The 25,259-nt window shown below is 39.3% G+C and carries 16 protein-coding genes; 2 read left to right on the top strand and 14 right to left on the bottom strand.

What is annotated here, in order from left to right:
• Positions 1-17: 17 nt before the first annotated feature.
• The 11 genes from ACIQXP_RS22170 to ACIQXP_RS22120 all read right to left on the bottom strand — a co-directional run bounded on the left by ACIQXP_RS22170 (position 18) and on the right by ACIQXP_RS22120 (position 19,186).
• The gene (locus ACIQXP_RS22170) at positions 18-1,454 is read right to left on the bottom strand and encodes a PA14 domain-containing protein (RefSeq protein WP_387507865.1); all 1,437 of its coding nucleotides are present in this window, start codon (positions 1,452-1,454) and stop codon (positions 18-20) included.
• Between the two features lie 31 nt (positions 1,455-1,485).
• Positions 1,486-3,183, bottom strand: a complete 1,698-nt coding sequence (locus ACIQXP_RS22165) for a DUF4983 domain-containing protein (RefSeq protein WP_387507868.1) — start codon at positions 3,181-3,183, stop codon at positions 1,486-1,488.
• 35 nt (positions 3,184-3,218) lie between these two features.
• On the bottom strand, positions 3,219-4,838 hold the full coding sequence (locus tag ACIQXP_RS22160; RefSeq protein WP_293745235.1) for a DUF5008 domain-containing protein: 1,620 nt from the start codon (positions 4,836-4,838) through the stop codon (positions 3,219-3,221).
• 34 nt (positions 4,839-4,872) lie between these two features.
• Entirely contained in the window at positions 4,873-5,613 is a 741-nt protein-coding gene (locus tag ACIQXP_RS22155; protein ID WP_293745236.1) for a fasciclin domain-containing protein, read from the bottom strand.
• 16 nt (positions 5,614-5,629) lie between these two features.
• Entirely contained in the window at positions 5,630-7,150 is a 1,521-nt protein-coding gene (locus ACIQXP_RS22150; protein ID WP_387507873.1) for a RagB/SusD family nutrient uptake outer membrane protein, read from the bottom strand.
• Between the two features lie 11 nt (positions 7,151-7,161).
• Complete coding sequence (locus ACIQXP_RS22145) at positions 7,162-10,308, bottom strand: SusC/RagA family TonB-linked outer membrane protein (protein ID WP_387507876.1); 3,147 nt, start codon at positions 10,306-10,308, stop codon at positions 7,162-7,164.
• Between the two features lie 22 nt (positions 10,309-10,330).
• Positions 10,331-11,422, bottom strand: coding sequence for a DUF5007 domain-containing protein (locus tag ACIQXP_RS22140; protein WP_293745239.1), 1,092 nt, complete (start codon positions 11,420-11,422; stop codon positions 10,331-10,333).
• A 36-nt stretch (positions 11,423-11,458) separates the two neighbouring features.
• Entirely contained in the window at positions 11,459-12,568 is a 1,110-nt protein-coding gene (locus ACIQXP_RS22135) for a discoidin domain-containing protein (protein ID WP_387507879.1), read from the bottom strand.
• Between the two features lie 11 nt (positions 12,569-12,579).
• Positions 12,580-14,097 (bottom strand): RagB/SusD family nutrient uptake outer membrane protein, encoded by a 1,518-nt coding sequence (locus ACIQXP_RS22130; protein WP_387507881.1) that lies wholly within the window; start codon positions 14,095-14,097, stop codon positions 12,580-12,582.
• 34 nt (positions 14,098-14,131) lie between these two features.
• Positions 14,132-17,146: a SusC/RagA family TonB-linked outer membrane protein gene (locus tag ACIQXP_RS22125; protein ID WP_387507884.1), complete on the bottom strand. Its 3,015-nt coding sequence runs from the start codon at positions 17,144-17,146 to the stop codon at positions 14,132-14,134.
• A 504-nt stretch (positions 17,147-17,650) separates the two neighbouring features.
• Positions 17,651-19,186, bottom strand: a complete 1,536-nt coding sequence (locus ACIQXP_RS22120; RefSeq protein ID WP_387507887.1) for a SulP family inorganic anion transporter — start codon at positions 19,184-19,186, stop codon at positions 17,651-17,653.
• Positions 19,187-19,387: 201 nt separating this feature from the next.
• Between ACIQXP_RS22120 and ACIQXP_RS22115 the strand changes: the two genes are divergently transcribed.
• On the top strand, positions 19,388-20,002 hold the full coding sequence (locus tag ACIQXP_RS22115) for a hypothetical protein (protein WP_387507890.1): 615 nt from the start codon (positions 19,388-19,390) through the stop codon (positions 20,000-20,002).
• 182 nt (positions 20,003-20,184) lie between these two features.
• Here ACIQXP_RS22115 and ACIQXP_RS22110 read toward each other — a convergent pair whose 3' ends face one another.
• Positions 20,185-21,339, bottom strand: a complete 1,155-nt coding sequence (locus ACIQXP_RS22110; protein WP_387507893.1) for an aspartyl protease family protein — start codon at positions 21,337-21,339, stop codon at positions 20,185-20,187.
• Positions 21,340-21,553: 214 nt separating this feature from the next.
• Here ACIQXP_RS22110 and ACIQXP_RS22105 point away from each other — a divergent pair, with 214 nt between their 5' ends.
• Positions 21,554-21,967, top strand: a complete 414-nt coding sequence (locus ACIQXP_RS22105) for a VOC family protein (protein ID WP_387507895.1) — start codon at positions 21,554-21,556, stop codon at positions 21,965-21,967.
• Between the two features lie 292 nt (positions 21,968-22,259).
• Here the strand turns inward: ACIQXP_RS22105 and ACIQXP_RS22100 are convergent, their stop codons facing one another.
• Positions 22,260-23,822, bottom strand: a complete 1,563-nt coding sequence (locus ACIQXP_RS22100; RefSeq protein WP_387507898.1) for an ATP-binding response regulator — start codon at positions 23,820-23,822, stop codon at positions 22,260-22,262.
• Positions 23,759-24,625, bottom strand: a complete 867-nt coding sequence (locus ACIQXP_RS22095) for a 7TMR-DISM family protein (protein WP_387507901.1) — start codon at positions 24,623-24,625, stop codon at positions 23,759-23,761. The genes ACIQXP_RS22100 and ACIQXP_RS22095 overlap by 64 nt, the downstream gene beginning before the upstream one ends.
• Positions 24,626-25,259: the final 634 nt, after the last annotated feature.

Here is a 25,259-nt window from a genome sequence, read left to right as displayed (position 1 = left end):
TCATATCTAATTAATATTTAAGGTGTTGGGAATAATTGAGATTTTGGTATTACCCTTTTGGATAAAATATTTGGCACTTCAATTTCTAAATAAGCCTGCTGCCCGCCCACATTTTCACGGTGATGTGCCTCAATGGTGTAACGTTTTCCGCGTTCTAAAAATATGGTACCTTTACGTGAGTCTTTATCCCATTGAGTGGTATAATCATCAACCAAAGCAACACCATTTACATACAGTCTGGAACCATCATCCCAACGGGTTTGATAGAAAGTATAGGTACCACGCACTGGAGCTAAAAATTCGCCCTTCCATTTAACAGCAAAATTATCCCGGCTTAATTGAGTTCCTGCATCATTTTTTACGTTGTCAGGCCAACCATCACCACTAAAGTTAATTTGCTGATCAATCCTTGTTACAAATGGTGCGCGTCCATCATCCGGGTCTAACTGGGTGTTGGTATAATATCTCGCGGTTAAACCAGTACCGTTTCCAGTAATGTAAGAGTTATTATCCAAGTTTACGTTAGGATCCACTACCACGATTAACTTTCTTTTTGTAGGGTGAATTACATGATTGTTTGCCTCGCTAATACTGAAGGCGAATGCAAATTTCTTATTGGCAACAATGTTGGCATCAAAAACCGGCCATGGGATCTGAAGCCGCACCACTGCACTGGAAGCGCCTGTGGCAAAGCGAACCAAAGTATCAACACTATAATCTCTAGCAGCCAGATGTATGGCATCAACAGGCAACGTTCCGTTACCTACCAGCGTACTAACGGTATCAATATTTTCTTTGATTTTAATATTGAAAGCTGTTGATGGCTGATTTTCTAGATTTACAATGAGTGGAATGGTTACCCCTGCAGGCCCCACTAAATAATCTCCCTGATATACCACGTTGTAGATACCTGCGTTTTTGAATGTTAAGTAATGTAAATCGGTAGATTTCAGCAGATCAGAAGTATTGATAATTACCATGATGGTAGATTTGCCGGCAGCAATTTTGTTTCCTTTGCCCGGAGCTGAAAGCTTTAGTGCAAAGACAACTTTTTTACCATAATTGCGCTCCAATACGGACCGCCGGACAATGGCAATACCTTCACTGTTATCGGTACCATAAGCCACATTGATTACATTTGGATACTCAACTGCTGTAGACGGCATGAGTACCGCGTTGGTGATGGTTCCATTATTAATTAACTGGGCAACGGTATCATTATTTAAAGTTAAACCCACCTGGAAGGCCTCTTCTGCAACGCCGGTTAAAGAAATTTTAAAAGGCACCTTAACGTATTCGTTATCTATGGAAACCTTGCCGGCAACAATACCTTCCCCTGTTATACTCCGGGTATTGGGATCTGGCAGTGTTAAGTCTTCAATTTTTGATTTGCGACAAGAATAAACGCCAATGATGGCTAAACTTATCAATGCGATATATATATATTTTTTCATTTTATGCTATTTTAAATGGTCAGCAAATCTTTTATTGATCTAACCAAACGCGGCCATCAAGTTTCCAGGTTTGTTTATTGGCAATTTTTAACCAGTTTATAACCTGCGCCGGGATATCTGCTGTTTGCGGAACAAATACGGCCAGTGTTTCCGGAGCTGGCGGGCAGATCAGATCATTAAAACTCTCCCAGTCATAAGTTCCCTGAAATTTAAAATCATGTGCCTGCGAACTGATATCTGCCATGATATTGCCATTCCCATCTGTTGCAGGCCAGTACCCTACCAGAAAATTAAAGTATGGATGACTTTGATCAATTGAAGTTTGACAGGCATAGTTACCAATCATTCCATCAGGAACAGAGAATTTAAAAAAGCGGATGTCGCTGACATATACATCAGGCGAGCCGTGGCCATTTCCGTTCAAAAATCCCAGTTTTAAAGGATTGGAATTTGCCAATGAACCTGAACCTGTAATTTCGAGTTCATTGTTAAAGGTACCATTGGTATAGGTGCGTACAAAACGCTGTCCATTACGCACTTCAATTTTTGCAGTCAGGTTTGTCCATTTTCCTTTAGCAAAACTTCCGCCCCTGCATTGGTGATAATCTCCATCTTTAGTGCCCCGCCACTCAAAATACCAATAGTCTTCTTCTAAATAGATTACCCAACCTACACTTGGATGGCCACCGGACCATTCGTTACGCTTGCCAAGCACACTTGGCCAGAAAAATCTGTCTTCATTCTTTTTAACCTTTAGCTCAATAGTCACCTTTGTTGTATCGTCAATATTATAAACATTGGCATCAGCAGCGTCAACCTGTGCCCTCACGTTCTCGCCCTTAAAACGGATGGTTTTGCCCAAATACCTGTTACCCGTAAACGGCTTTGTTAAAATTCGTTTGTTGTAGGTTGGTGCATAATAAATTACAAATGCATTTACTTTGGGTTGGCTAAAAATAGTCTGGTCATCGGCATTTGCAGGTAAGGTATACTGCCCACCAGCACTTGAGGCAATAACCACCAACCATTGTTCATTGTTATAATTTGGGCGTTTTTTTAATGCTGCAAGAATTTCACCTACACCGGTATCAAATTTTTCGATCGCTGCTTTATAGGCCGGAAAAGAAACATCATATCCAGAGGCTGCCCCTGCTGCATTAACTCCTGTAAAATGGCCTACAATAACTGATGCGGTATCACTTCCGATATTGCTGATCAAACCTGCTTTAACGGCATCATCATCTGCCACCAGATTACTGGCATCAGCCCCCGTGTTTAACGATTTAAAAACCGCCGAAGGCGTATAGGTAACAATTTTCGATTTTGCATTTGCCTCTTTGATCCTGTTGAAGATTATCGGGTAATTCTGCAGATTGTTGTTCGTTAATGCATCACTGGTAACTTTATGCTTCTCCTTTTTAACCCCGGTTAACATATTTGCCCAATTAGTTGCATTTGCCGTTGCATCAGGATCACTTAAACCTACCCAGGTGTAGATTGCTTGTGGTAAAATGGCATCTATATTTGGTGTATTGGCATCTAAAACCGATTGCCCCCTAGCGCCATCAACTATTAAATAAAGAACCTTTCTGTTTCCGTATTTAACGGTTGTGGTATCACTTGCATTCTTATCGCCAATGGTTCTTTCAAATTCTTTATTACAAGAAAATATGGCTGTAGTGGTTATTGCTGCGATTAAGCCAATCAATAATCTATATTTTTTCATCATACTCATCTTAATTTATATCTGGTTAGCTTAATCTGTTATTCGATGGTTACCCTAATGATGTGATATAATGGTAAATTATCAAAACGGTAAAATTCGCCAATTAATAGTAGTGCTTTTTTACCATCTGCAGATTTGGTTTCAATTACATCAGATAAGCCCCCGTTAAAAGGACCGGTAGAATTATATCCCTTTGCCAATGTTCCCGTTGACGTTAATACCATAAAACCATTTCTAGTCACATTATTATATTTAATAAAGTTCCCACTTGTTACAATTAATCCATTATTGAGCTGCTTGGCAAAACCAGGGAAACCGCCTTCAAATGTTCTGGAAGCAAATGTCTCATCTAGGGTTCCATTATCATTTAAAACCGCTATACCAACTGCTGGTTTACCATTGTATTTGCTAAAGATTCCAGTGATTATATATTTTTTTGTAGTAGCATTATAAGTACATGAACTGATGGTATTATCTGCCCCCGAGCCGGGTGTAAAAGATGGATCGATGTTTCCGTCAGGGTTTAAACGAACAATACGATTGGCAGGTTGACCATCAAACGTATTGAAACTACCAAATACCACCAATTTTTCCAGTTTCTCTGCATCGGTATGCATGTAACTATCAATATTTCCATTTCCACTCTCTTTACCTTTATTAGTGGCGGTGTTGAAACGGAATGTTTTATCAAGACTACCATCTAAATTAAAGCGCAAAACCTGGCGAATATCTGTACTATCCAATATTACCGTATCTCTTGATAAGTCGTAGTTAAACTTATCATAAGTTCTTTTTACGTAAAATCTGAAATTTCCCGTCGCTAAAATTTTTCCCTGATGGGCATATAAACGGTTGATGTAACCATTCGTTCCCCCATTAAACCTCGGAAACCATTTTTGCGTAACAGTATCGGTAACCGTTGGCTTTCTTTTTGTTTGGATTTTTACCGTATCTATAGCTCCGGTGGTAAACAGGCTGGTGATGTTACTGATGTTTTCGGTACGCTGGTTAAATCCGCTAAAGCTGCCGGCAACAATAAAGCGACCGCCAATTTCCAAAACCCTGAACAATGAACCATTCGCCCCTTTCCCGGTACGAAAAGTACGATCATATTCCCCGTCAGTAGATGTTCTGGCGATTCGATTGATTGGAACCACCCCCCCTTTGTTATCAAAGTTGGTAAAATTACCAACCACGATATTCCTTCCATCAGGCATTTCGTACACCTGACTTACATAACCATTGGTACCCGCTGTAGCTTTAAAAGTAGGATCAATCTGAATCAGACCCTTAACGGTAAAAGTTGGGCCAATAAATAACTGATCGCCAATGGCAATGGAGGTTACGCCTGTACTTCCGCTCTCCGGAACTTTAACGGTAATTTCTGTAGCAGTTACACTAACTACCTCGGCCTTTTCGCCATTGAACATAAAGGTTAACTGATCTTTATATTTATCAAAGCCAGAAGCTTTGATCACCACGGATGTACCAACATTACCAACAGCAGGAACTGGAACATCAGTTTGTGAAATGGCCACCCCTAAAGGCGATTTAGCATCAGCATAAGGATCGGGGATGACATCATCTGCCTTTTTACATCCTTGAAAGCCTAAAGCAATCAAAGTGATTATTGTGAATATAAATTTAATCTTTTTCATTATTTAATTTTTTGAGGTAGAAACCAATTATGACTTATTTGGAGGAATCAGAAGGCGTTAAACCGCTAAAATATACATCGCTAAAAAAATCACTCTCGTTGAAACCGAAATAAGCGCCACCCCTTGTTTCATTATAGGCCAAAGTGTGCACAACACCATTGGTAGGTTTTATATCAGATGATGCTACCTTATTGATGTACCAGTTATCATTAGGTTTTGAAGCATCAGGGATATAAGTCAGATTTAACTGGCGGTACCCGATATACTTGATATTATTTGCGGTGCCATAGGTTACCCCGATATTTGAGATATTACCCCCAAGAGAATAATACAAACCGCCTGGATAAACACTTTTAACATCAAAATCGATCTGTTGATAGTCCTTTAATTTATTCACACCCTTAAACATATAGCGCTGCAAATATCTCTTCCAGATTACCGGACTAATCTGATCCAGCGTTTTAACAGTATCTTTTCCTGAATAAAAGAGAAAATTATTCAATCCACCGGTTTTAGCTGTACCAATTGTTTTCTTAATTACCTCATCATCAGGCGCAAAAAATGTAAAGTCTTCATTAGAAAAGGTGCTTTCCATACCCGCAAGTTTTACAATCTGGGCTATGGTATCAAATGGCACTTTTTTAGCCTGTAAATATTGGAGCATGTTCCCGTTAAAATTAGGATTGGCCAGACCTCCATCCCGATAATATTCATCACGTTTACAAGCATTTAACACAAGCAGTAAAGCAGTACAAGCAAAAATTAGCTTTTTCATATGTCTTTTATTATAATTAATTACCACCATTAACCCAGTAATCATTCAATTTCATAAACGGGTTGTTGTTTAGCGCATTTTGGTTAATTGGCCAGGTCCAGGCACCACGACTAAATTTATCGGATGTAAGTACGTTGTAAGAATACTGACTGTTCAAGATTCTCTTCGTTCTAACGAGATCAAAATAATGGTGCCCCTCACCAATCAGTTCTCTTGAACGTTCGTAAAAGATAAATTCTTTAAGATCTCCGTTTGAAGAGGTATAGGGAGATGCGCCAGCGCGGGCCCTTACCATATTAACCAATTTGATGGCTTCGGCATCTTCATCGATATTGGCAAGCGCCTCTGCTGCAAGCAAAAGTTCCCCCCCATATCTAAAAATCATAAAGGTGTTATCAGGATTGGCATCTTCTTCACCTACGATAAAAGAGTTTTTGGCATATTTTAACATCATGAACTTGCCATTGTCGGCAAAAATATCTTCGTTAAACCAGGTCGTGATCCGTTTGTCGCCTCCGTCCTGAAAAAGTTTCTGCATGTATTCGCCACGGTAATAAGCAAAACTTACCCGGTGGGTATACTCTGGCCGTTTGTATGGATAATGCAAAAACATATCGGCGATAGGTGCTACGTTCAGTACGGCATCACCATAGTTTATACTTTGATAAAATTCGAATAAGCTTTCATCCGAACGGCCTTTGATTACTGTTGACCAATCTGAAAGTGGTAATAACCGATAGGCATTACTTGTAACCAGTTCTCTCCCTAAATCTGCGGTAGCCTGATAATATTTTTTTGCGTTGGCGCCATCGAAACCTGCATTCCACATGTTCATCTCCATCATCAGGGCAATAATACTGCCTCTGCTTGCGCGAACTCCTTTTAAAGCAGGGTCGCTATAGGTAAATGGAATCTGATTTTTGTAACTATTTAAATCGGCAATACATTTATTTAATACGGATACGAAATTCTCGCGGGGTAATGATGTAGAGTGAAATGCATCGGTATAATATACTACATCGCCAAATAACCGCACCATGGTAAAGTAACAAAGCGAACGGATAAATGCGGCTTCGGCCTTAAATTGTCCCTTTTCTGTTTCTGTAACACCCGGTACACCCTCTTCTAATTTCGAAATCAGGATATTGGCTCCCTGAATGGCCCTGTAGTAACCGGTCCAATCCGTTATTCTATCAAAATTGTAATAATCCCAGGGCTGCCCTCTTCTGATCAGGTTTAACAGATCGTTTCTACCTAAATACTCCACATATTCCCGTGAAGGAGCATTATCAGACTGGCTTTCGTGCAATACTTCGCCCGATCTGTATTCTCCCACTGCACCAACATAATGCGTTTCGTTTATTTTGCTAAAAACAATCCTTGACAAGTCATAAATATTGGCAACCACATCTTCTTTAGACTGGAAAAAATTGTTTCCGGTTAGTTTATCTAAAGGCTGTACATTTAAAAACTTTTTACATGAAGGCAAGCAAAAAGATGCCGCAATAACCAAAGTGTAAATAATAACTTTTCTCATAATAAATATTTTTAATTGCCTGTATTGAGTTCTAAGTTTAAACCAATGTTATAGGTACGTGGTACAGGGTAGCCGTTAGAAATATCGCGACCTAATGAGGTCACATTTTCCGGATTGGGGCCACTATACTTAGAAAATGTAATTAGGTTATTGGTTGAAGCAAATATTCTTAAATTGGCCAGCCCAAATCTTTGGATCATCTTTTTATCGAACATATAAGAAAGGGTTAGATTGTTAATTTTTAGGTAAGTACCGCTCTCCTGCCATAAAGTTTGATCGGCCCTTAATGGCTGAATGCTTCCATAACGGCTAAAATCATAAGGGTAAGGATATTTAGCTACATCGCCAGGGCGCTGCCAGATATTCAAATCGCCTAATGGTACTACGGCGTTCAACGCATAAGGATCTCTCATAATGGCAATCCGGTCTGCCAGGGCATTATTTAAGATTGTTCTGTCAGCGGTGTAACTGGCATATACGTTTAAACCCCATTTTTTATACCTCATGGTTAAGGATAACCCACCTGTTAACAAAGGTTGAGAGTTTCCGGTAATTTCATAATCGCGGCCATCCAAAATATAATCGCCGTTTATATCTTTCAAAATCGGGTCGCCACCATAAAAGAAAGTGTTGTTTGTCTGGTATCTTTTTCCGGTAACCGGGTCTACAGGTACATCAGCATCTGTTTTGTAAACCCCCTGGTTAATCCGTAGATAGTTTGATAGGGTATTCCTGCCTACGCGAAAAACATTATGCTGCAGGTAACCGGAACCATCAAAGCGGATATACTGTCCGTTATATTCTTCGGGCAATTTTAACAGTACATCGCGGTTATACGCGCCATTTATGGAAAAAGATAAATCAAAATCCTTACTGGTAATGGCTTTTACAATTAAGCTAACCTCGGTACCATAGTTGGCGATCCCCAAATCGTTACTCGCCAGTTTATTAAAACCCGTGGTATTTGATAAAACACGATCGAACAATAAATTATCTACCTTCTTGAAATAACTATCTACAACGATTGAGAATCTGTTGAGGAAACCGATATCAAAACCAACATTGTACTGACTTGTAGTGGTTGGTTTTAATGCCGGATTTGGGATTAAATCGTAATTGATACCAATGGTTTGGGTATTGTTGTAATTCCCATTCAGGTTGTAGATACCATAAATACTCTGAAGGTTACCTGTAGGTACAATGTTTTGCCCCCACGTTAACCTTAAACTACCATAGTCCAGCCATTTTTGATCAATTAACCAGTTCTCTTTGTTAAAATTCCATCTTAAACCTACTGAAGAGTTTTTAGAATACGGATTTTCCAAACCGCTTGATGACGTGCCATCTAAACGGTAAGAGAACTCGGCTACGTATTTTTTATCGTAATCGTAAGATAGCGATCCTGCAAAAGAGGCTATTGTGCCGTTTTTATAGGTACCTAAAACACCCCCACCTCTTGAGTAATAACCATCAAATCCAACCGGTCCCTGAAGCTGATCATTTGGGATCCTTTCTTGCCTGCTGATGGATGATTGGGCACCCAGTTTATAAATTTCATTAAAAGTATTGATGAAGAAATTGTGTTTTTCACCCAATGTTTTTGCATAGGTAATGGCATTTCTATTATACAACTGAAAATTTCTGCCGTTATAATCATAAAGTTTGGCAAAAGATCCATTTGCCGCAGCTGGTGTAAATGTGGTTTCGGTATCTGATGTATAATCGTAACTTAAGGTGGAAGATGCTGCCAAACCTGGTATAAATTCGTAACGGGCATCGATATTTGCCCTTAAATTTCTGGAGTTGTTATCGTTCAGCGTTTGCAAAGCAGATAACACCCCACCAGAAGCCTGGTAAAAAGACGGAGGCGGTAAAAGTGTTGATGCCTGACCGTTTGAAGCTACCCCCGACTGCAGTAAGCCTGCACCGTTACCTTTATTCTGTTTACCAACAGAGCCATTAACGAAACCGAAAAATCTAAATTTATCGTTCGGTTTAAACTCCATGTTCATGTTTAAATTGTAACGATCGTAACCTGTGTTTTTAATTACGCCTTTCTCGGCATAATAACCCATATTGGCTTTGTAATTAAATTTCTGGTCACCACCATCTAAAGCCAGGTTATGACTTTGGTTGAAGGTAGTTTGGTAAAATACATCCTGCCAATCGGTAGAGTTATTATAGTAGGCATTTAAACTATCGGCAAGGAAAGGCGTATTGCTGATTCCCCTGATTTGGTTGAGGGTTTCCGCATTCAAAATAATCTGCTGGATTTTTAACTGACGCTCAGAATTACCACCTAATGTTTCGCGTAATTTAGGCGGAGCATTTACGAAAAAGTTCGATACATATTTAATACGCGGCACTTTAGAGTTACCTCTCTTAGTGGTGATAATGATTACCCCGTAGGCCCCTCTTGATCCGTACATGGAAGTGGCCTGCGCATCTTTCAGGATCTGGATATTTTCGATATCCTCCTGAGGGATCAACGAAAGCGGACTCACTCCAGGCCCCTGCGTTTGAAAACCAAACTCTGCAGCTTTATCCGCGTCGAGAGGAACACCATCAATGATATATAAAGGCGAAGTAGGTTGTAAAAATGACTCGTTGCCGCTACCGGAAATACTTAAGCTGGATAAACCACGAAGCTGAACCGACCCCCTAAAACCGGGAGCACCGGTATTGTTCTGGATATTTAATCCAGGAACCTTACCCTGTAAAAGCGTTTCAATGTTTGATACCGGAACGTCTGATACATCTTTACCGCTAAGGACAGTTACCGATCCGGCAGTTGTTTCTTTTGGTCTGTTCTGGTAAGCTACGATAATTACATCATTCAGATCTTTACGGTTTTCGCTAATGGTAACCGTAATATTGGTTTGACCGGTAATTTTGGCTGATGCCGTATTGTAACCTAAAAATTTAAAAAGCAACGTTTCGCCAACAGGTACGTTAACCGAAAATTTTCCATCACCATTGGTTTGCGTTAAACCTTTATTTGTGCTTTGCAAAATAACTGATACGCCTGGCACCCCTTGTTTGGTGTCTTTATCGAGTACCCTGCCATTTACAATAATGTTTTTTTCTTGCGAATAGGCATTCGTACAACATATTATACATACTATAAGTAATGTATATAAAAGTATATTTCTTTTCATCGTAATTAACTTTATGGATCAACTATTCGTTAGCAAATTTTGGGTTCTCATTTTTGAAATGAAAAACGATTTCCCAGTCGCCGGCCTTGTAAATAGCGAAATCGACACCGAAACTGCCTACTGTACGTGTACCTCCAAAACCAATCCGGGAGTAACTCAGTTCTGCTTTTGCTCTAGATCCGCCTCTGGCGTAAGATGTAGGGATTTCAACCAATGGAATTGGATAAGCAACATCATACTGCACATATTTGTCGGTTTTTTGGATATTGAATCCATGGATCATCTTATCCCAAACCGTCTCATTAAAAAACTTGGGATCGATCGGTAAAGAATCTTTACCCAAAACCACAATACGCAGGGAATGTCCGTTACCGCCAGATGTAAACGGGCGGATGTACACTACTGCATCCTTTTTATCATTGTTGCTCACCAGATTTAAACTTGAAGTTGCACCGATTACATTATTCAGATAAGGGCGGATGTAATCCCTCAGTTTTTTGTCTAACGGAAACTTTGGATCAGGCGCAGGTAAACCCGTGTAGGCATTAAAATCATTCGATGGTTCGTAAGGGCGCTCTCTGAACGGCCTGATCTGAAAATCCCTGATCAGACGCTCGCCACCCGAATTTTTAACCTTTACATCAAAAAAGCGGGTATCCTGAGAAAAGTTGGTACTATCTGTTGGACGAGGTTTTAATATCTGGTTAGTTGCCGATGGCCACAAAATAAATTCACCTGATGAACGTATCTCGAATATGGGATGTGTTTCAATTTTTCTTTTGGCCTCAATTTCGGCCAGGCTTTTTTCCAGACCGGTGTAAGGAGCTGTCCAAACATAAGTTGGTGCAGGTGTAAAAAGATCATTCACCGGCTTTCCATCACCAAACCTCACATTTACAATTTCAAACGTAATCGGATTGGTAGAGTTATCGCTGTTAAAGCCACCGATAAGGTTGGTTCTTCCGATGATCGGCTCCAGAATTTTATTGCTAAAATTTACATTGTTGCTGATATAATCTTTCTCATCAGGTAGGTCAAATATCTTTTTACAGCCGCTAAAAAGAATTGCAGCAAGTAACAGGAGCGCAAAATATTTATATATGATCGATTTCATCGGACTATTTGGTTTAATTTTTCTATTTCGCATCACTTATTTCGTTTTGTTTATGGTAAACTCAGCCAGTTGAAATGTGCCGCTGTTTCTAAGCTCGGTGATCACAATGCGGTAAAATTTGTAAGCCACTGTGTTGGTACACCTAAATACCTTTTGCTGATACCTTTCTTCAAAGAAGAAATTAGATCTTCTATCCAATTCTACCCAGTTCGAGCCATCCATTGAGCCTTCGTAAGTCCAGGCTTTTGGATCCCGCTCGTTAGCATCATTTGCAGATGTTAAGGTATATACTGATGAAACTGCAGGCGTTTTAAGTTCAAACCTCATCCATAGTTCGCCCTGTAAATCGGCCAGGAATTTAGTATGATCATCACCATCAATTACTTTTCTTGAGTTTTCTCCACTGGTTATACCGCCGCCGTTCTCGCGGTTGGATGAAAATATCCCGCCAATTTCGAGGTAAAGGTTTGGTGGTGGTGGCACAAAAGTTAATCGGGTAACAAATTCATTAAAACCAAATACGTGATCGGCACTGATGACGTGCACAATACCATTTTTGGTCCGGATGTTATTTGATGATGTGGTACTGGTTGCCCAGTTACGAACGAATTTGCTTTTTTTGGTATTATCGAAATTGATAACCTCCGGTCCCGCGCCTACTTGTCCAGAAGCAGACATTTTAGTTACACTTGCGTGCATAGGGTAACCGATGCGAACACTTTTTAAGTCTAAACCATCCTGAAGTTTTAAAGAATCGGTTGTTTTTTTGCCCCGTACAATGTAATAAGAGGTCATCGTATCTAATTGAACAGCATCAATGTTTGCCAAAAAAAGCGGATCCTTATCTGATAGCCTGCGTAGGGTATTTAAGTTCCGTAAAGCCAGCTGAAAGCTTGGATTACTTACTGCAAATAAGGTAACATTGCTATCGGTTAAGGTCTTTTTCAAACCCATCCTGTCTATCGCTACAATCAGCGAATCAAAAACCCCCGGTTTACTTTTCAAATAATCGTAAGTATTTCCAGAAAAAGTTACATTCTGATCTGGTTCGTCGTAAAATCCCCCGTTCTTTTTGCAGGCAGAATTGATGAGTGTTAGCAATAATAAGATTGCCAATGCACCTATATATTTTATTGAATTTTTCATATCTGTGATCATTAGCGCCAGTAAGCATTTTGGGTTAATAAACTATTTTGAGAAAGCAGTTTTCTGGATATTGGCCAGTAGATGCCACCAGAATTAATGAGGTTCATAAATTTGGCATCGTTCTGTTTGATTTTGTTGTAACGGATCAGATCATACCACCTGGAGCCTTCGCCCAACAATTCGCGGTGGCGTTCTTCGAAGATTAGTTTAATCACATCACCACCGTTGATCGCATCAATCAAAGCCGTAACATCATCGTATCTTCTACCCTGTACAACCAACAACTCATTTAAAGCGCCATTTTGATCGCCCAATACGGATAAGGCCTCTGCACGCAGCAAGATAATATCCTCCAGGCGGGTAAAAACCAAAGCACTGGTAAAATACCTGAAGTTTGGATCTGTTCCGCCTCCCTGTATGACTTTGATTTTGCTGAAAATGGGATATTTACCATTAAGGTTGGTAAAATATCTTCCATCGTATTTGGCCTGGCCCAGCGTATCGACCGCAAACCTTTGATCTTTTGGGAGATTGAAATATTTCAGGATCGAATCCTTGGGAAGATAAATATCCGGAACCGACTTGGTCATCACCGGTTCAGCCAAAGTCAACTCTTCAATATGCCCGGTTGATGAACCATCTACGTGACCATAATCGGAGTTGAAACCGAACATCTGCCTGGTATTCTTATTGTAGAAAAATCCATTGGAGTTCGATAAATCGGCACTTCCTGTAAAACCGCCGGCGCTTCTGCCATAATTATCTTCCACAAATTTGGCATATTTAGAAACACTGGTATAATCGCCATTCCAGGCTGCCAAATGAGCTAACACAGCATATGCCGTAACTTTTGTAGCCAAAGCACCGCCCCATCTTCCTGAAGTTTCATTGTAATAATCAGTTGGCTGCTGTACATCACCACCGCTATAGATAAACGGCAGATCAGCTGCTGATTTTAGCATTTCCTGCTCGGCCCATGCCAAAATCCTGGCCTGGCTTTCACGGGGCTTATTGGTAAATTTACCTTCATCTGATGAGGTAATGAAAGGTACATCGCCCCATATTCTCACCATGTAGAAATAGGCAAAAGCCCTTAAAAACCTGGCTTGTGCAATATCAACCGTCATGTTGTTGCTGGTATACCGTTTGTCTGTGTCTTTTACATGCCCTACGTTTTCCAGGAACACATTGGCACCATTTACAATGGCGTAGAACCTAGTCCAATCAGATAGTGCCTCCATTACAGGATATGCGGCATTTAAATTATTGCCGATCACAGCCTTTAAATCCTGCCTTTTCGGGCTTAAAAATTCTCCTGTTCTTACATCACCATAAATCCAATGACCATTGTTATCTGATAATGCTGCACGGGTTAAAGCATACACACCTAAAATTCCGGATCGGGCATCTTCTATTGTATTCCAGGCATTTTTTTCGCCAACAACCCTGGTAGAATCTGTTTCTAAAGCTTTATTACAGCTTGAAAAGGTTATTACAGAAAGTAGTAGTACGTAAAATATATTTTTCATATTACCTGATGTTTTGTTCGTTCTTGTTTTCATCTTATAAATCCATTTTAACACCCAGGGTATATGTTCTCGGAATGGGCTGACCATAACCGGTATCAATACCATCATAATTCACCAGTTCGGGATCCTGGCCGGTGTAAGGTGTAATGGTGAAAATATTGCTTACTGCACCATACACGAAGAATTTGTTGATTTTGATGTTCTTCTTACTTAATAGATTACCCAGTTCGTAACCCAATGAAACCTGCCTTAATTTTATGAATGATGCATTTTCCAGAAAGAGGTCCTGATCTGCGCGATATGGGATAACCGTACTCCAGGGATTGTAAAGCGGATATTTTGAGTAATCGCCACGTTTCTCCCAGAAAGTAATTTCTTTAACAGAACTGATATCGGTATTACCCTCGCGGTTAACAAAATCAAAACGGTTAGCCATTTCCTGATTAATGAGCTTCCTGCCCAGATTAAAATAGAAGCTCGTACCCAAACTCCAGTTGCCATACTTAAAGTTGTTATCAAAACCGCCTGAAAGAGTTGGTAAGGAGTGGCCTTTTAATACTTTATCATTATCATCAATGGTGTTATCACCATTTTGATCTTTCCAGCGTGGATCACCTGCCTTTAAAACAATTCCCTTGTATTTTAACTTTTGTCCGTTAACCGTAGGCACGTCTGCATCTGCCGTGTAAATGCCATTATTTTCCAATAACCAATATTGATCTACGGGCTGGCCAACTTTTAGGAACCTGTTACCCACCACCAACTGATCCAGTCCTCTGGGCAATGCTTTTAATTTGTTAGCATTGTGGTTAAAATTTAAAGCTGAATTCCACGAGAATTTACTTTTTGCAATCACCTGGGCACTTAAGGTAAAATCGACACCCATGTTGTTTACAGACATGCCACTTTCGATGGCTTGTTTATAACCATACTCTGCATAAGCGGGGATACCAATCAATTGGTTTTTATCCGTTTTGCTATAAAGATCAACTGAAACGTGCAAACGGTTTTTCAACATCGCTACATCAGCACCAATATTGAGTTGATCTGAATACGACCAGGGCACGCCGTAACCTACCCAACCAAACTGGTAAGGGCGGGTTAATACCCCGAATGCATTATAACCCGGCACCGTTAAGTTACCGGTGTAACCAACCGAGGCGGTATATTGTGGGCCCTGGGTATAGTTATCGTAACTGAAGGTACGTCCCATTCTGCCCGCACTTGCACGCAATACCAGATCATCAACCAAGCTGTTCCCTTTCAAGAATTCGTTTTTAAGATTCCAGGCGGCAGAAATAGTTGGCGAATAAAACCACCGGCTTGTAGGCTGTGCATTTGAAGAGCCGTCTAAACGTAATATGGCTGATAAGAAGTATTTATCGGCGAATGAGTAATCAGCTTTTCCATAGAAAGACAATAAGTTATCTTCAGTTTTATCTAAGAACCGATACGTTAACTCTCTTGGAAAGGCAACAGGCGTTAAATAACCTCCATTATCTGAACCATCATCGTTTTTAGGTTTAGAATCAAGTAAGTTGATTTTGATATAATCGTTAACGCCTTTATAAGCGTAGGCATTACTGTATTTGTAAATATCCCATTGCATGGTTTGCCCTAACGCAAAATGAAAATCGTGGATTTTATTCAGGTTTAGATCATAAGTTACCTTGTTATCCATCATTAACCTTTGGCTAAAGCCATAGTAATTGGATGCGTAACTGTTTCCCTGCAAAAGCGTTCGGGCATAAAAAACATCCCTGTAGCCCTCACTGTAATCTGCGTTAAATGACGATGTTACTTTAAACAGGCCGAAAGTTCCTTCTAATTTGGCATAACCTTGAATGGAGTTTGTTTTGTTATCATCAAAACCTTTCTTGTATTGCTGTAGATATGAACCATAGAAATCTTTATTTGGCGGCAGTGGCGCACTCAAATCAGGGAAATAATTAAGTTGTGCAAAGCGGTCGCGCAAGGTTTTATTTCTATCGCGGTTCAAACGGTTTGCATTAATCATCGTTGAAAACAGCAACCACTTGGTTGGCTTCATGTTGATATTAAAAGTAGCGCTATACCGGTCGATACCCGTTTCATCAGCTACACCTTCACTTTTGGTATTACCCAATGCAAACCTGAAGTTAGCCCGGTCTGTACCACCTGCAAGCGAGAAATTAACACCATACACCAATGCATTTTTATAGTATAAATCGGTCCAGTCTGATTTACCACTATACACATTGTTTAGAGAATCGCTTAGATATACCGGGTATTCTTCATCGTCAGAATACCTGCCATTTGTGGTGTACACGCCATAAAAGCGTTGCCTAAAGTCATTTTCATATTTACCATTGATGGTATTTACGAATGGCTTTTGCACCATACCGATGTAAGAATTGAAAGATATCGCGCGGTATTTGCCAACAGCTGTTTTTGAGGTTAACACAATTACCCCATTAACACCTCTTGGTCCATAAATAGAGGTTGAACCCAGATCTTTAAGCACTTCTACCGATGCAATATTATTCATATCGATGCCCGCCAGCAGGTTGGTGGCCGGACCAATCCTGTTGAAATCAAACTGCTGTATATCAAAGGCAAAAGGGTGCTCTCTTACCAAAGGAATACCATCGAGCACCACCAATGGCTGGGCATCGTACAAATCCTTTTTGGATAATAATGGCATTGCAGCCCCTCTGATAAACATATTCTGCATAGAACCAGGTTCACCGGAAGGTTCCTGAACATAAAGACCGGCAAAATTGCCCTTTAAATTCTGTTGCAATGAAATAGCCGGAAAGAGTGCTAAATCCCTGGTATCTTTTTGTACTCCTCCAGACAATTTGTTGTAAAGTGTTTTTTTCCTGATCTGTTCAAGACTATCCTTCCGCAAGGAGTCTTTAGGCGATACGATCTTTATTTTAGTTGTATCCTGAAAGATCAAATAGTTAATTGTAAGGCCTTTATACTTTTTTTTGCCTGCAGCATAATTTGGTAAAACGTTTAACGTAAACACTGCAAAAAAAGCAAGGCACGCCCATAAGTATCGCATAGTTAATGGATCTTTTAATTGGTAAAAAAATGATTACTAAAACTTATTTTTTCGGAAACGGCGAGACATGTCTGAAGTTAAAAGGACAAGTACTCTGGCGGTAGTGGTTAGGGATTCTCATAATTTAGTTATTTGGTTAATTCAAATATATAATATGCTAAAACGTTTTAATAACAAATTGTCATTTTTATGAAATTTTTATTAAATAGAGGGATAATATTGAATTATGACAAAATAAATGTCAACCAGACAGATAAAAAAATAAATATTGCTAATATTTCTTATCAAAGTAACACACTAAAAAACAGCATGTAAACATTTTTTTAGCTACGGATACAATAAATTAAACATTTTTTTGTTGCGATTTAACTGAAATACTTAAACGTTTAAGTTGAAACAGGAAATTTGGATTCGCCTTGTTTTAGACACCAGTACATCCTTATGTTTATCATGGCTCAAACAGCCATCATAAATCAAGGTTAGCTTGGGCGAAATTACCACCTTTTATTTTTCTGTTGCTACCATATAGATGGGATCTTCTATAATATTTACCGTTATAATCTGATCAGCATTTTTCAGCAGGCGTTTACAGTCGCTGCTCAAATGTTTCAATTGAAGTTTTTTATCTACTAAGCGGTAACGTTCAGTTAGTTTATTAAGCGCATCAATACCCGACATATCAAAAACACGGCTGTGCTTAAAATCAATTATAATTTGTTGAGGATCTTGGCCTACATCAAACAATTCATTAAAATGAGTAACCGATCCAAAAAACAAAGGCCCGTATATCTCATAAGTTTTTACACCACTCCCGTCGGTATGTTCATTGGCCCGTATCCGTTTAGCGCTTTCCCAGGCAAAAACAAGTGCCGAAATAATTACACCAATGAGTACGGCGAGTGCCAGGTTATGCAGCCAAATGGTAATAACGGCCACCAGGATACCAATGATAATATCCTGCGCAGGCATTTTATTGATTACTTTAAAGCTCATCCATTCAAAAGTACCAATGGCAACCATCATCATTACACCAACCAGCGCAGCCATAGGTACACGATCGATTACCGGGGCACCTACCAAAATGATCAACAGAACGGTTAATGCTGCAATAATGCCCGATAACCTTGCTCTGGCACCTGCCGAGAGGTTTACCAAAGTTTGGGCAATCATCGGGCAACCGCCCATGCCAGTAAAAAAACCATTTGCAATATTCGCAATGCCTTGTGCAATACTCTCCCTGTTCCCATTACCTTTGGTTGCTGTGATTTCATCAACCAGGTTTAACGTGAGCAAACCTTCTGTTAAGCCCACACCGGCCATAATAAGCGAATAAGGGAAAATGATCTTGAGCATATCCAGGTTTAGCGGTACTCCAGGAATGTGAAAAGGCGGAAAGCCACCATTTACGGAAGCAATATCTTTCACCAGTTTAGTATCAATTCCAAAACAAAATACAATAAGAAACACCACAATAATCGCCACCAGCGAAGATGGGACGGCTTTGGTAATCTTGGGTAAAAGAAGCACTATAGCCACCGTTAGCAATACCAAAGCCAACATGGTATACAAAGGCATACCACTCAGCCATTCTACCTTGCCATTAATAAGGGTTTTAAACTGCGTCAACTGAGACATAAAAATGATAACCGCCAAACCGTTAACAAAACCAAACATAACAGGCTGCGGAACCAGCCTTACAAATTTGCCCAATTTAAACAAACCCACCATAATCTGAATCAGCCCTGCCAAAGCCACTGCAGCAAAAACATATTCTATGCCATGGCTTTTCATTAACGCAATAAGTACAATTACCGTTGCACCTGCCCCACCAGATACCAAGCCTGGCCTGCCGCCTAAAACAGCAGTAATCAAACCCATTATAAAAGCAGCGTACAATCCTGTTAAAGGGGGGAAACCCGCAAGAATAGCAAACGATAGCGATTCGGGAATCATGGTCATAGCCACCGTTAAACCTGCAAGAATTTCGGTTCTGTAATTTATTTTCTTAGAAAAATCGAAAAGTTGCAGGTAAGGCTTCATCTGTAAAAATTATTAATAAGCTGCAAATATCTAAACTTTATCGGAACATTGACTCTATTATAAAATAGACAGAAATCACTTTAGCCCTGCAACAGAACTTCAGATCCGGGAAAAAGATCCATAAAATGACTAACCCTGGTGTAGCGTATGCCAACAGCGTTACGTTTTATAGAGACAATTCATCTAAATCATCACAACGCTATGAAAAATATATTCATGCTAGTCATTATTTTCGCGTTTATTTCTTGCAAAAAATCAGAAAGATATGGTCCGTTGAACTTAAAAAACGGACAGGAAGTGGAATTACTGGTCAGCCATCGTTATGGTGCAGATAACGATGTGCTGTTAAAATTGCCTGGTAATGTAGATGCCGGCGCTTCACTATGGGGTTTTGATCAACGTGAACCAGGTTATAATTACCGGGTTAAAGCGAGGTTTAACCGCGATGAGGTACCTTTGCAGGATGGGCCTGAGTACTATTTTGTTTTGGAAAAGATATTGAGCAAGGAGCAGTATAAAGGAAATGAATCTTTTACGGTACAACTGATTACTTCATATGTGCCTGGAGGACCGGTAATAAAGCTGAGCAAAACGGGAAATGAATATTACCTGATTCCAGGTAAATTACAGCTCACTTATGCAAACAGCAGCATTCAAAACGAGTTGGAAGAAATCTGGTTAAACGTACAGGAAATCCGTGCAAACTCAGTAAAAGGACAACGCCCGAAATGGAAAGCCATTAAAGCTACGGTAGTACACGATCCACAAAAGTTTGGGAAAGCCTATATGGTACAACAGATACAGTTTGTGAATTAACTAAAAAATCGGACAGAGGTAAAATGGATGATGTAAGATGGACGTCAGACCTCCATCTGATGGAATTAAAGCCCTAAGTTGAAATCTCTCCATTTCGTCGCACTTCACAGTAGAGATGACGTTCCTAACGCTGTGTGCTTTGCGGTTTTACTTCGTGATCTTGGCGGCACAAAACAGAAATATTAACTTTTTTGATCTGCATAGGCAACATCATAGAGATGATTGGGTTTTAAGTAGATGACATTGTTTTGAAAGTCAAAAACCGTATTGAACCTTTTCAGAATATCGTTTCCGAGGTAATGAACGTTAGCACCTGGCATGGGTTTATTCTGTTCCATCACCTGCGCCGGAACGTTCTTCAGTTCAAAATTACCGATTTTCAGGCTTTGAAGTTTTACCGTAGTTACCGGCACTTCATTGCCGTTTACCCCACGCATCATTACCTTTTTCATCACCTCCATCTTTTCGGCAGGAAACTTCATTTTCCGCAGCAGGTCATGATCAAGCATAACGGTACGCTGATATCCTAAATCGAAGAAAAACAGGCTTTTATTTTTAGTACCGTTCTGAGAAATTTCACTTTCTATAAAAGGTTTATTTTTAATGTAAGTAATCTTAAACCTGGTATATTGCTTATCCTGTAAAATCTCCCTGGGCATAACCGAATGCACCATCATTTTATTCTGATCATAATCCAAAGCGACAATCATCCCATCAAATATATCCCACCCTAACAATCCGTCAGTTTCGTTCCCGGCCAACTCAATATCAAAAATTTTGGTTTTGTAGGTATGGTTTCCAATTTTGATATCATAACCGGGATGATAAAGCTGCGGTTTGGATTTTACTTTGTTTGCCAGTGCGGCATGGGTAAGGTCGATATCATTTGCGCCTGAATCAAAATTCATTAACAGCGAATCTGTACCGTTAAATACGATCGGCAGGAAATTCGTATTGTATTTATTTACAAAGAAAGGTATTGAATCATGAATTTCGGGCGATACCTTGCTGAAGTTTTTTAGTTCGGGAGCAGCAATTTGCGTAAGGCACGAATCTTTTCCATTCAATAAAACAATAAATTCCTTTTTTTGCCCCGGACTAATGTTAAAAACGATCGAATCGACATCCGTTTTGAATTTTATCCTTTTGGATTTTGTAAACTTACCCGTAGTATAAACATCAAGTTTAACTTTGGGATTGATATACCAGCGTGAAATTGCATGAGGCTCTTCGTAAATTTTTGCCTGACCTGCATTTGCCTTTACTACTTGCAGTTTGTTTTGAGCAAAGACAGAAAAGGGAAGCAAGAGGATTAAGACAGGCAATATTCGTTTCATGAGCAGTGAATGGGTTGAAAGAATAAAGATAAAAAGAATCATCAAGCTTTGTCATATTCCATCCATTTAAAATTTGAAACGGCACCTATACTCCCTGGATTGTTAAGTGAATAGATATCATAAAGTCGCGTTTTACCCCTAAACTTGTCTTTTTTGTACACGAACAGCTATAGGCGATGCAGTTATCTTTGAATAACTAAATAAGAAAACCAATATGGCAATTCGAATTTTTGTAAACCTGGCAGTTCAAGATCTTGACCGATCTGTAGCATTCTTTACCAAACTGGGTTATACTTTTAACCCGCAATTTACCAACGAAAAAGCAACCTGCATGGTCATCAGCGATACCATTTACGTGATGCTGCTCACCAGAACATTTTTTCAAACCTTTACCGAAAAAGAAATTGTAGATGCCCGTAAAGCCATAGAAACCTCCATTGCAATATCCGCAGAAAGTAAGGAAGCGGTTAATGAAATGGTAGATAAAGCAGTCGCTGCCGGTGCCACCATACCCAATCCGGCTACTGATTATGGTTTTATGTACCAGCATAGTTTTGATGATCTTGATGGACACCACTGGGAATATGTATGGATGGACCCAAATGGCATGCCGGAACATCTGGGTTAATTAGATAATGACTTTAAGTACAGCAAACAGGGTAAAATCCTTTGCTTACTTTTTTAGTTAGAACGGGCAGGTAAACCAAATAAGTTAAAAGCATAAAAATATAATGGACTAAAGAAAATCGCCACATTACTGATCAATTTATGATAGCAGTATTGCCAATACCCATGTTTTACCAATAATGCCAAAATAGCGGCTAATTATCCGAAATCTGTAGATTATTTGCTGCTAAAAATGGAGGCGGTTACTTTAGTTAGCAAAGCAGGTGCTAGGTTGCGGACGCCTGTATTATGCTTTAATTCCTCCTGCGCGATAAAACGCCAGTCACTTTTTGATACATCAGTTCTTCGTCAACCGGCTTATTCATATAGTCATCGGCTCCGAGGCCAAAAACCCTATCTTTAGTACTTGTAGTTGTATCTGCAGTAATTACAATAATTGGAATCGTTGTTTTGTTTATACCGGTTAAGTTATTTCTGATGGCAGAAATGGCCTCGTAACCATCCATAACAGGCATTTGCAGGTCCATTAAAATTAAGTCAATGGTGTCATCACTCTTCAGTATCTTCAGGCACTCCGCTCCATTATCGCAGATACTTACCTTTGTATTTTTCCAGTCTTCCAGCATCATCTGAATGATCATTTGATTCATTGGATTATCTTCAACAACCAAAATATGTTTTCCTAAAAGATCATGTTCATCTTCTGGATACAGATTAATCGTTTTGATGGTTTCCTGAACAGGATAAGTGAGCAGAATTTCACAGGTAGTGCCCGTATCCGCTGCGCTATCAATATTTATTTTACCCTGATGCAAATCAATTAAAACTTTAACGACACTTAAGCCTATTCCAAAACCACCGTGTTTTCTTTTATTGTCAGACCTGTTTTGAGAAAATAAACTAAAAATAATTCCCAGCTTTTCTTTAGGAATGCCGATTCCTGTATCTTTAATACTAATCTGCAGGGTCAATATGTTTTGTTCTATCGCTGATTTGACTTGCATTGTGACATTTCCCTGGGAAGTGAATTTAATGGCATTGCCAAGTACATTGTGAATAATTTGCTCAAGCCTGACCGGATCGCCAAGCAGCATAACGTCCTCGTCCAGCGACTTTATACAGCTAAATTTCAGGCCTTTATCTTTACACTGTTTCTCTGCGCTTAATGAAAGTTTATTTAAGATATTAACCGGATTAAAATTTACTTTTTCGAGCTTTAGCTCACCTTTTTCAACCTTTGAGAAATCAATAATGTCATTTACTGAGGAAATTAAACCATGTGATGCGTATTTGATTATCTCACAATTTGCGATTACCCTCGGGTCGGTACTATCTTTTTCCATGATTGAAGCAAGCCCGAGAATTGCATTCAAAGGCGTTCTCAGTTCATGGCTCATATTGGAAAGAAAGTAAGATTTCATATCGCTCATTTCTTCTGATTTCTGTAGTGCGAGGATTTGAAGCTCTTCCTTTTTATTTCGGAGCATTCGAATTCGGTTTGCCATGGAGAGGGATAAGGCAACGATTTCTAAGCCAATTCCAATTTTGGTTATATTGTTTATAGAAAGGTCGTCGGCTAAAATACCGAATCTTGTTATTATTCCCGTAATAATGGTTAAGGCCAGAATTACAATACCTGTAGTATAGAATAGATCAATAGGCTGTCTTTTGTAAAGGATTACACTAATGGATAGAAAAATGATAAGCAGCCCAAGCAATATTATAATATTGATAAGCAGATAGCCATATTTTAATAGGACCGGGCATAAAATAATACCAATAAGCAAAAGTGCTAATGAAATATAAAGAGGGGTAAAAACTTTATTGATTCTTTGATTTTTTCGCTTGATCTCCAAAAATTCCTGACTATATCTTGCGAAAAAAAGCTACAAAGTATACCAGAAATGATGACCGCATGAAGGCTTAGCCAGGAATTTCCGGTACCGATGTATTGATGATAAAAACCATCCAGAGCAAATTGGCAAAGGCCTACAGAAACCACATAAAGCGCATAATACAGGAAGGACAATTCCTTCATGGCCAAGTAGAAAAAGAAGTAAGTAGTAGCAATTACGGTAAGTATGCCGTAAAAAATACCCATTATCAAATATTCACCAGCCGTGCGTTCGAGCAAACTTTGCTGGCTGATCAGCAACAATGGCAGACTGTTTTCCTGTCCATCATTTCGAATGTCTGCAAATGCCTTCTTTGTTTCGCCCGGTTCCAGAACTATCTTAAAAATTGTTTGCCTGCTTTTCACACTTCTGCTTGAAAAGGGTAAATCATCACCACTTTTTTGAGATTCAATTTTGTTATGGGCATCAATTAAATAAAGATTTACCTGATTTGTTGACGGTTCTGCTATTTGTAGGTAATAGGTTAAGGGCGTTTTGGTCGTGTTTTTTAATTGAAATATTAGCCAGTAATTGCAACTCGTGAAACCAAGATTACCTAATTTTCCGCTTAACTTTTTGAAAGGAAGCTTTCCGATGTTACTAACGATTTCATTTAATGCTACCGTTTTTGAGCCAGTATTAAGTATTTGCGCATGATTTAGTATCGATAGTTCCTCAGGTAAATTATCTTCGCGAAATTGGTATTGGGCTTTAGCTTTTAATAAGCAAAGCAATAAAAGCGATAAGGTAAATAGTATTCTCACAATAGACCATTGGAGTGAGGCTAATGTCCTGCCTACTCACGCATTAAAAAAATTGAATTATTACAGCAATTGAATTCGACCTTTAAGGATATAAATAAGCAGTAAATGTAATAGAAAATTTGAAAATTACAGTTGCCTGTTGGCATTTTTTAGATTGTCTGCGGCACAATGAAAATTTCCTTGGGAATATGTTGCTGAAAAAATTAATTAAATTTGGGTATAATTTAATACGGATTTTGGTAGTCCAGATAAATAGAAATTGGGTGATAAATTTATGGCTACTATGGTTCTGATAAAATTTATTACATGTCTTCAAAGAAAAAATTCTTTTTGCCGACAGTACTTCGGGTAATACTATGAGATTTTTTAGGGTAATTAGAAGTTTAAACAGAGATATTAAAGCCACTGCCAGCCTGGGATAAGAAAAGATTTGGACACCAACCATTTTCTTGATCATTGCTGAGCTCGAACCAGCGCCCCTCTGATTAATCCCGCACGTGCGGGACTCTAACCAGCTGAGCCAAAATTCCAGTCAGCATTTCTCCTTTACCATACGCTCAATCAACTTCCGGCTTCTGGCTTTTGATTAATCGTTCCAGACGAATTGCTTCAGCCTCTACATGCCCACAAGAGA

The sequence above is a fragment of the Pedobacter suwonensis genome (assembly GCF_044762335.1).
In the GTDB taxonomy this organism is placed as follows: Bacteria; Bacteroidota; Bacteroidia; order Sphingobacteriales; family Sphingobacteriaceae; genus Pedobacter.
This window is presented reverse-complemented; position numbering and strand designations above follow the sequence as displayed.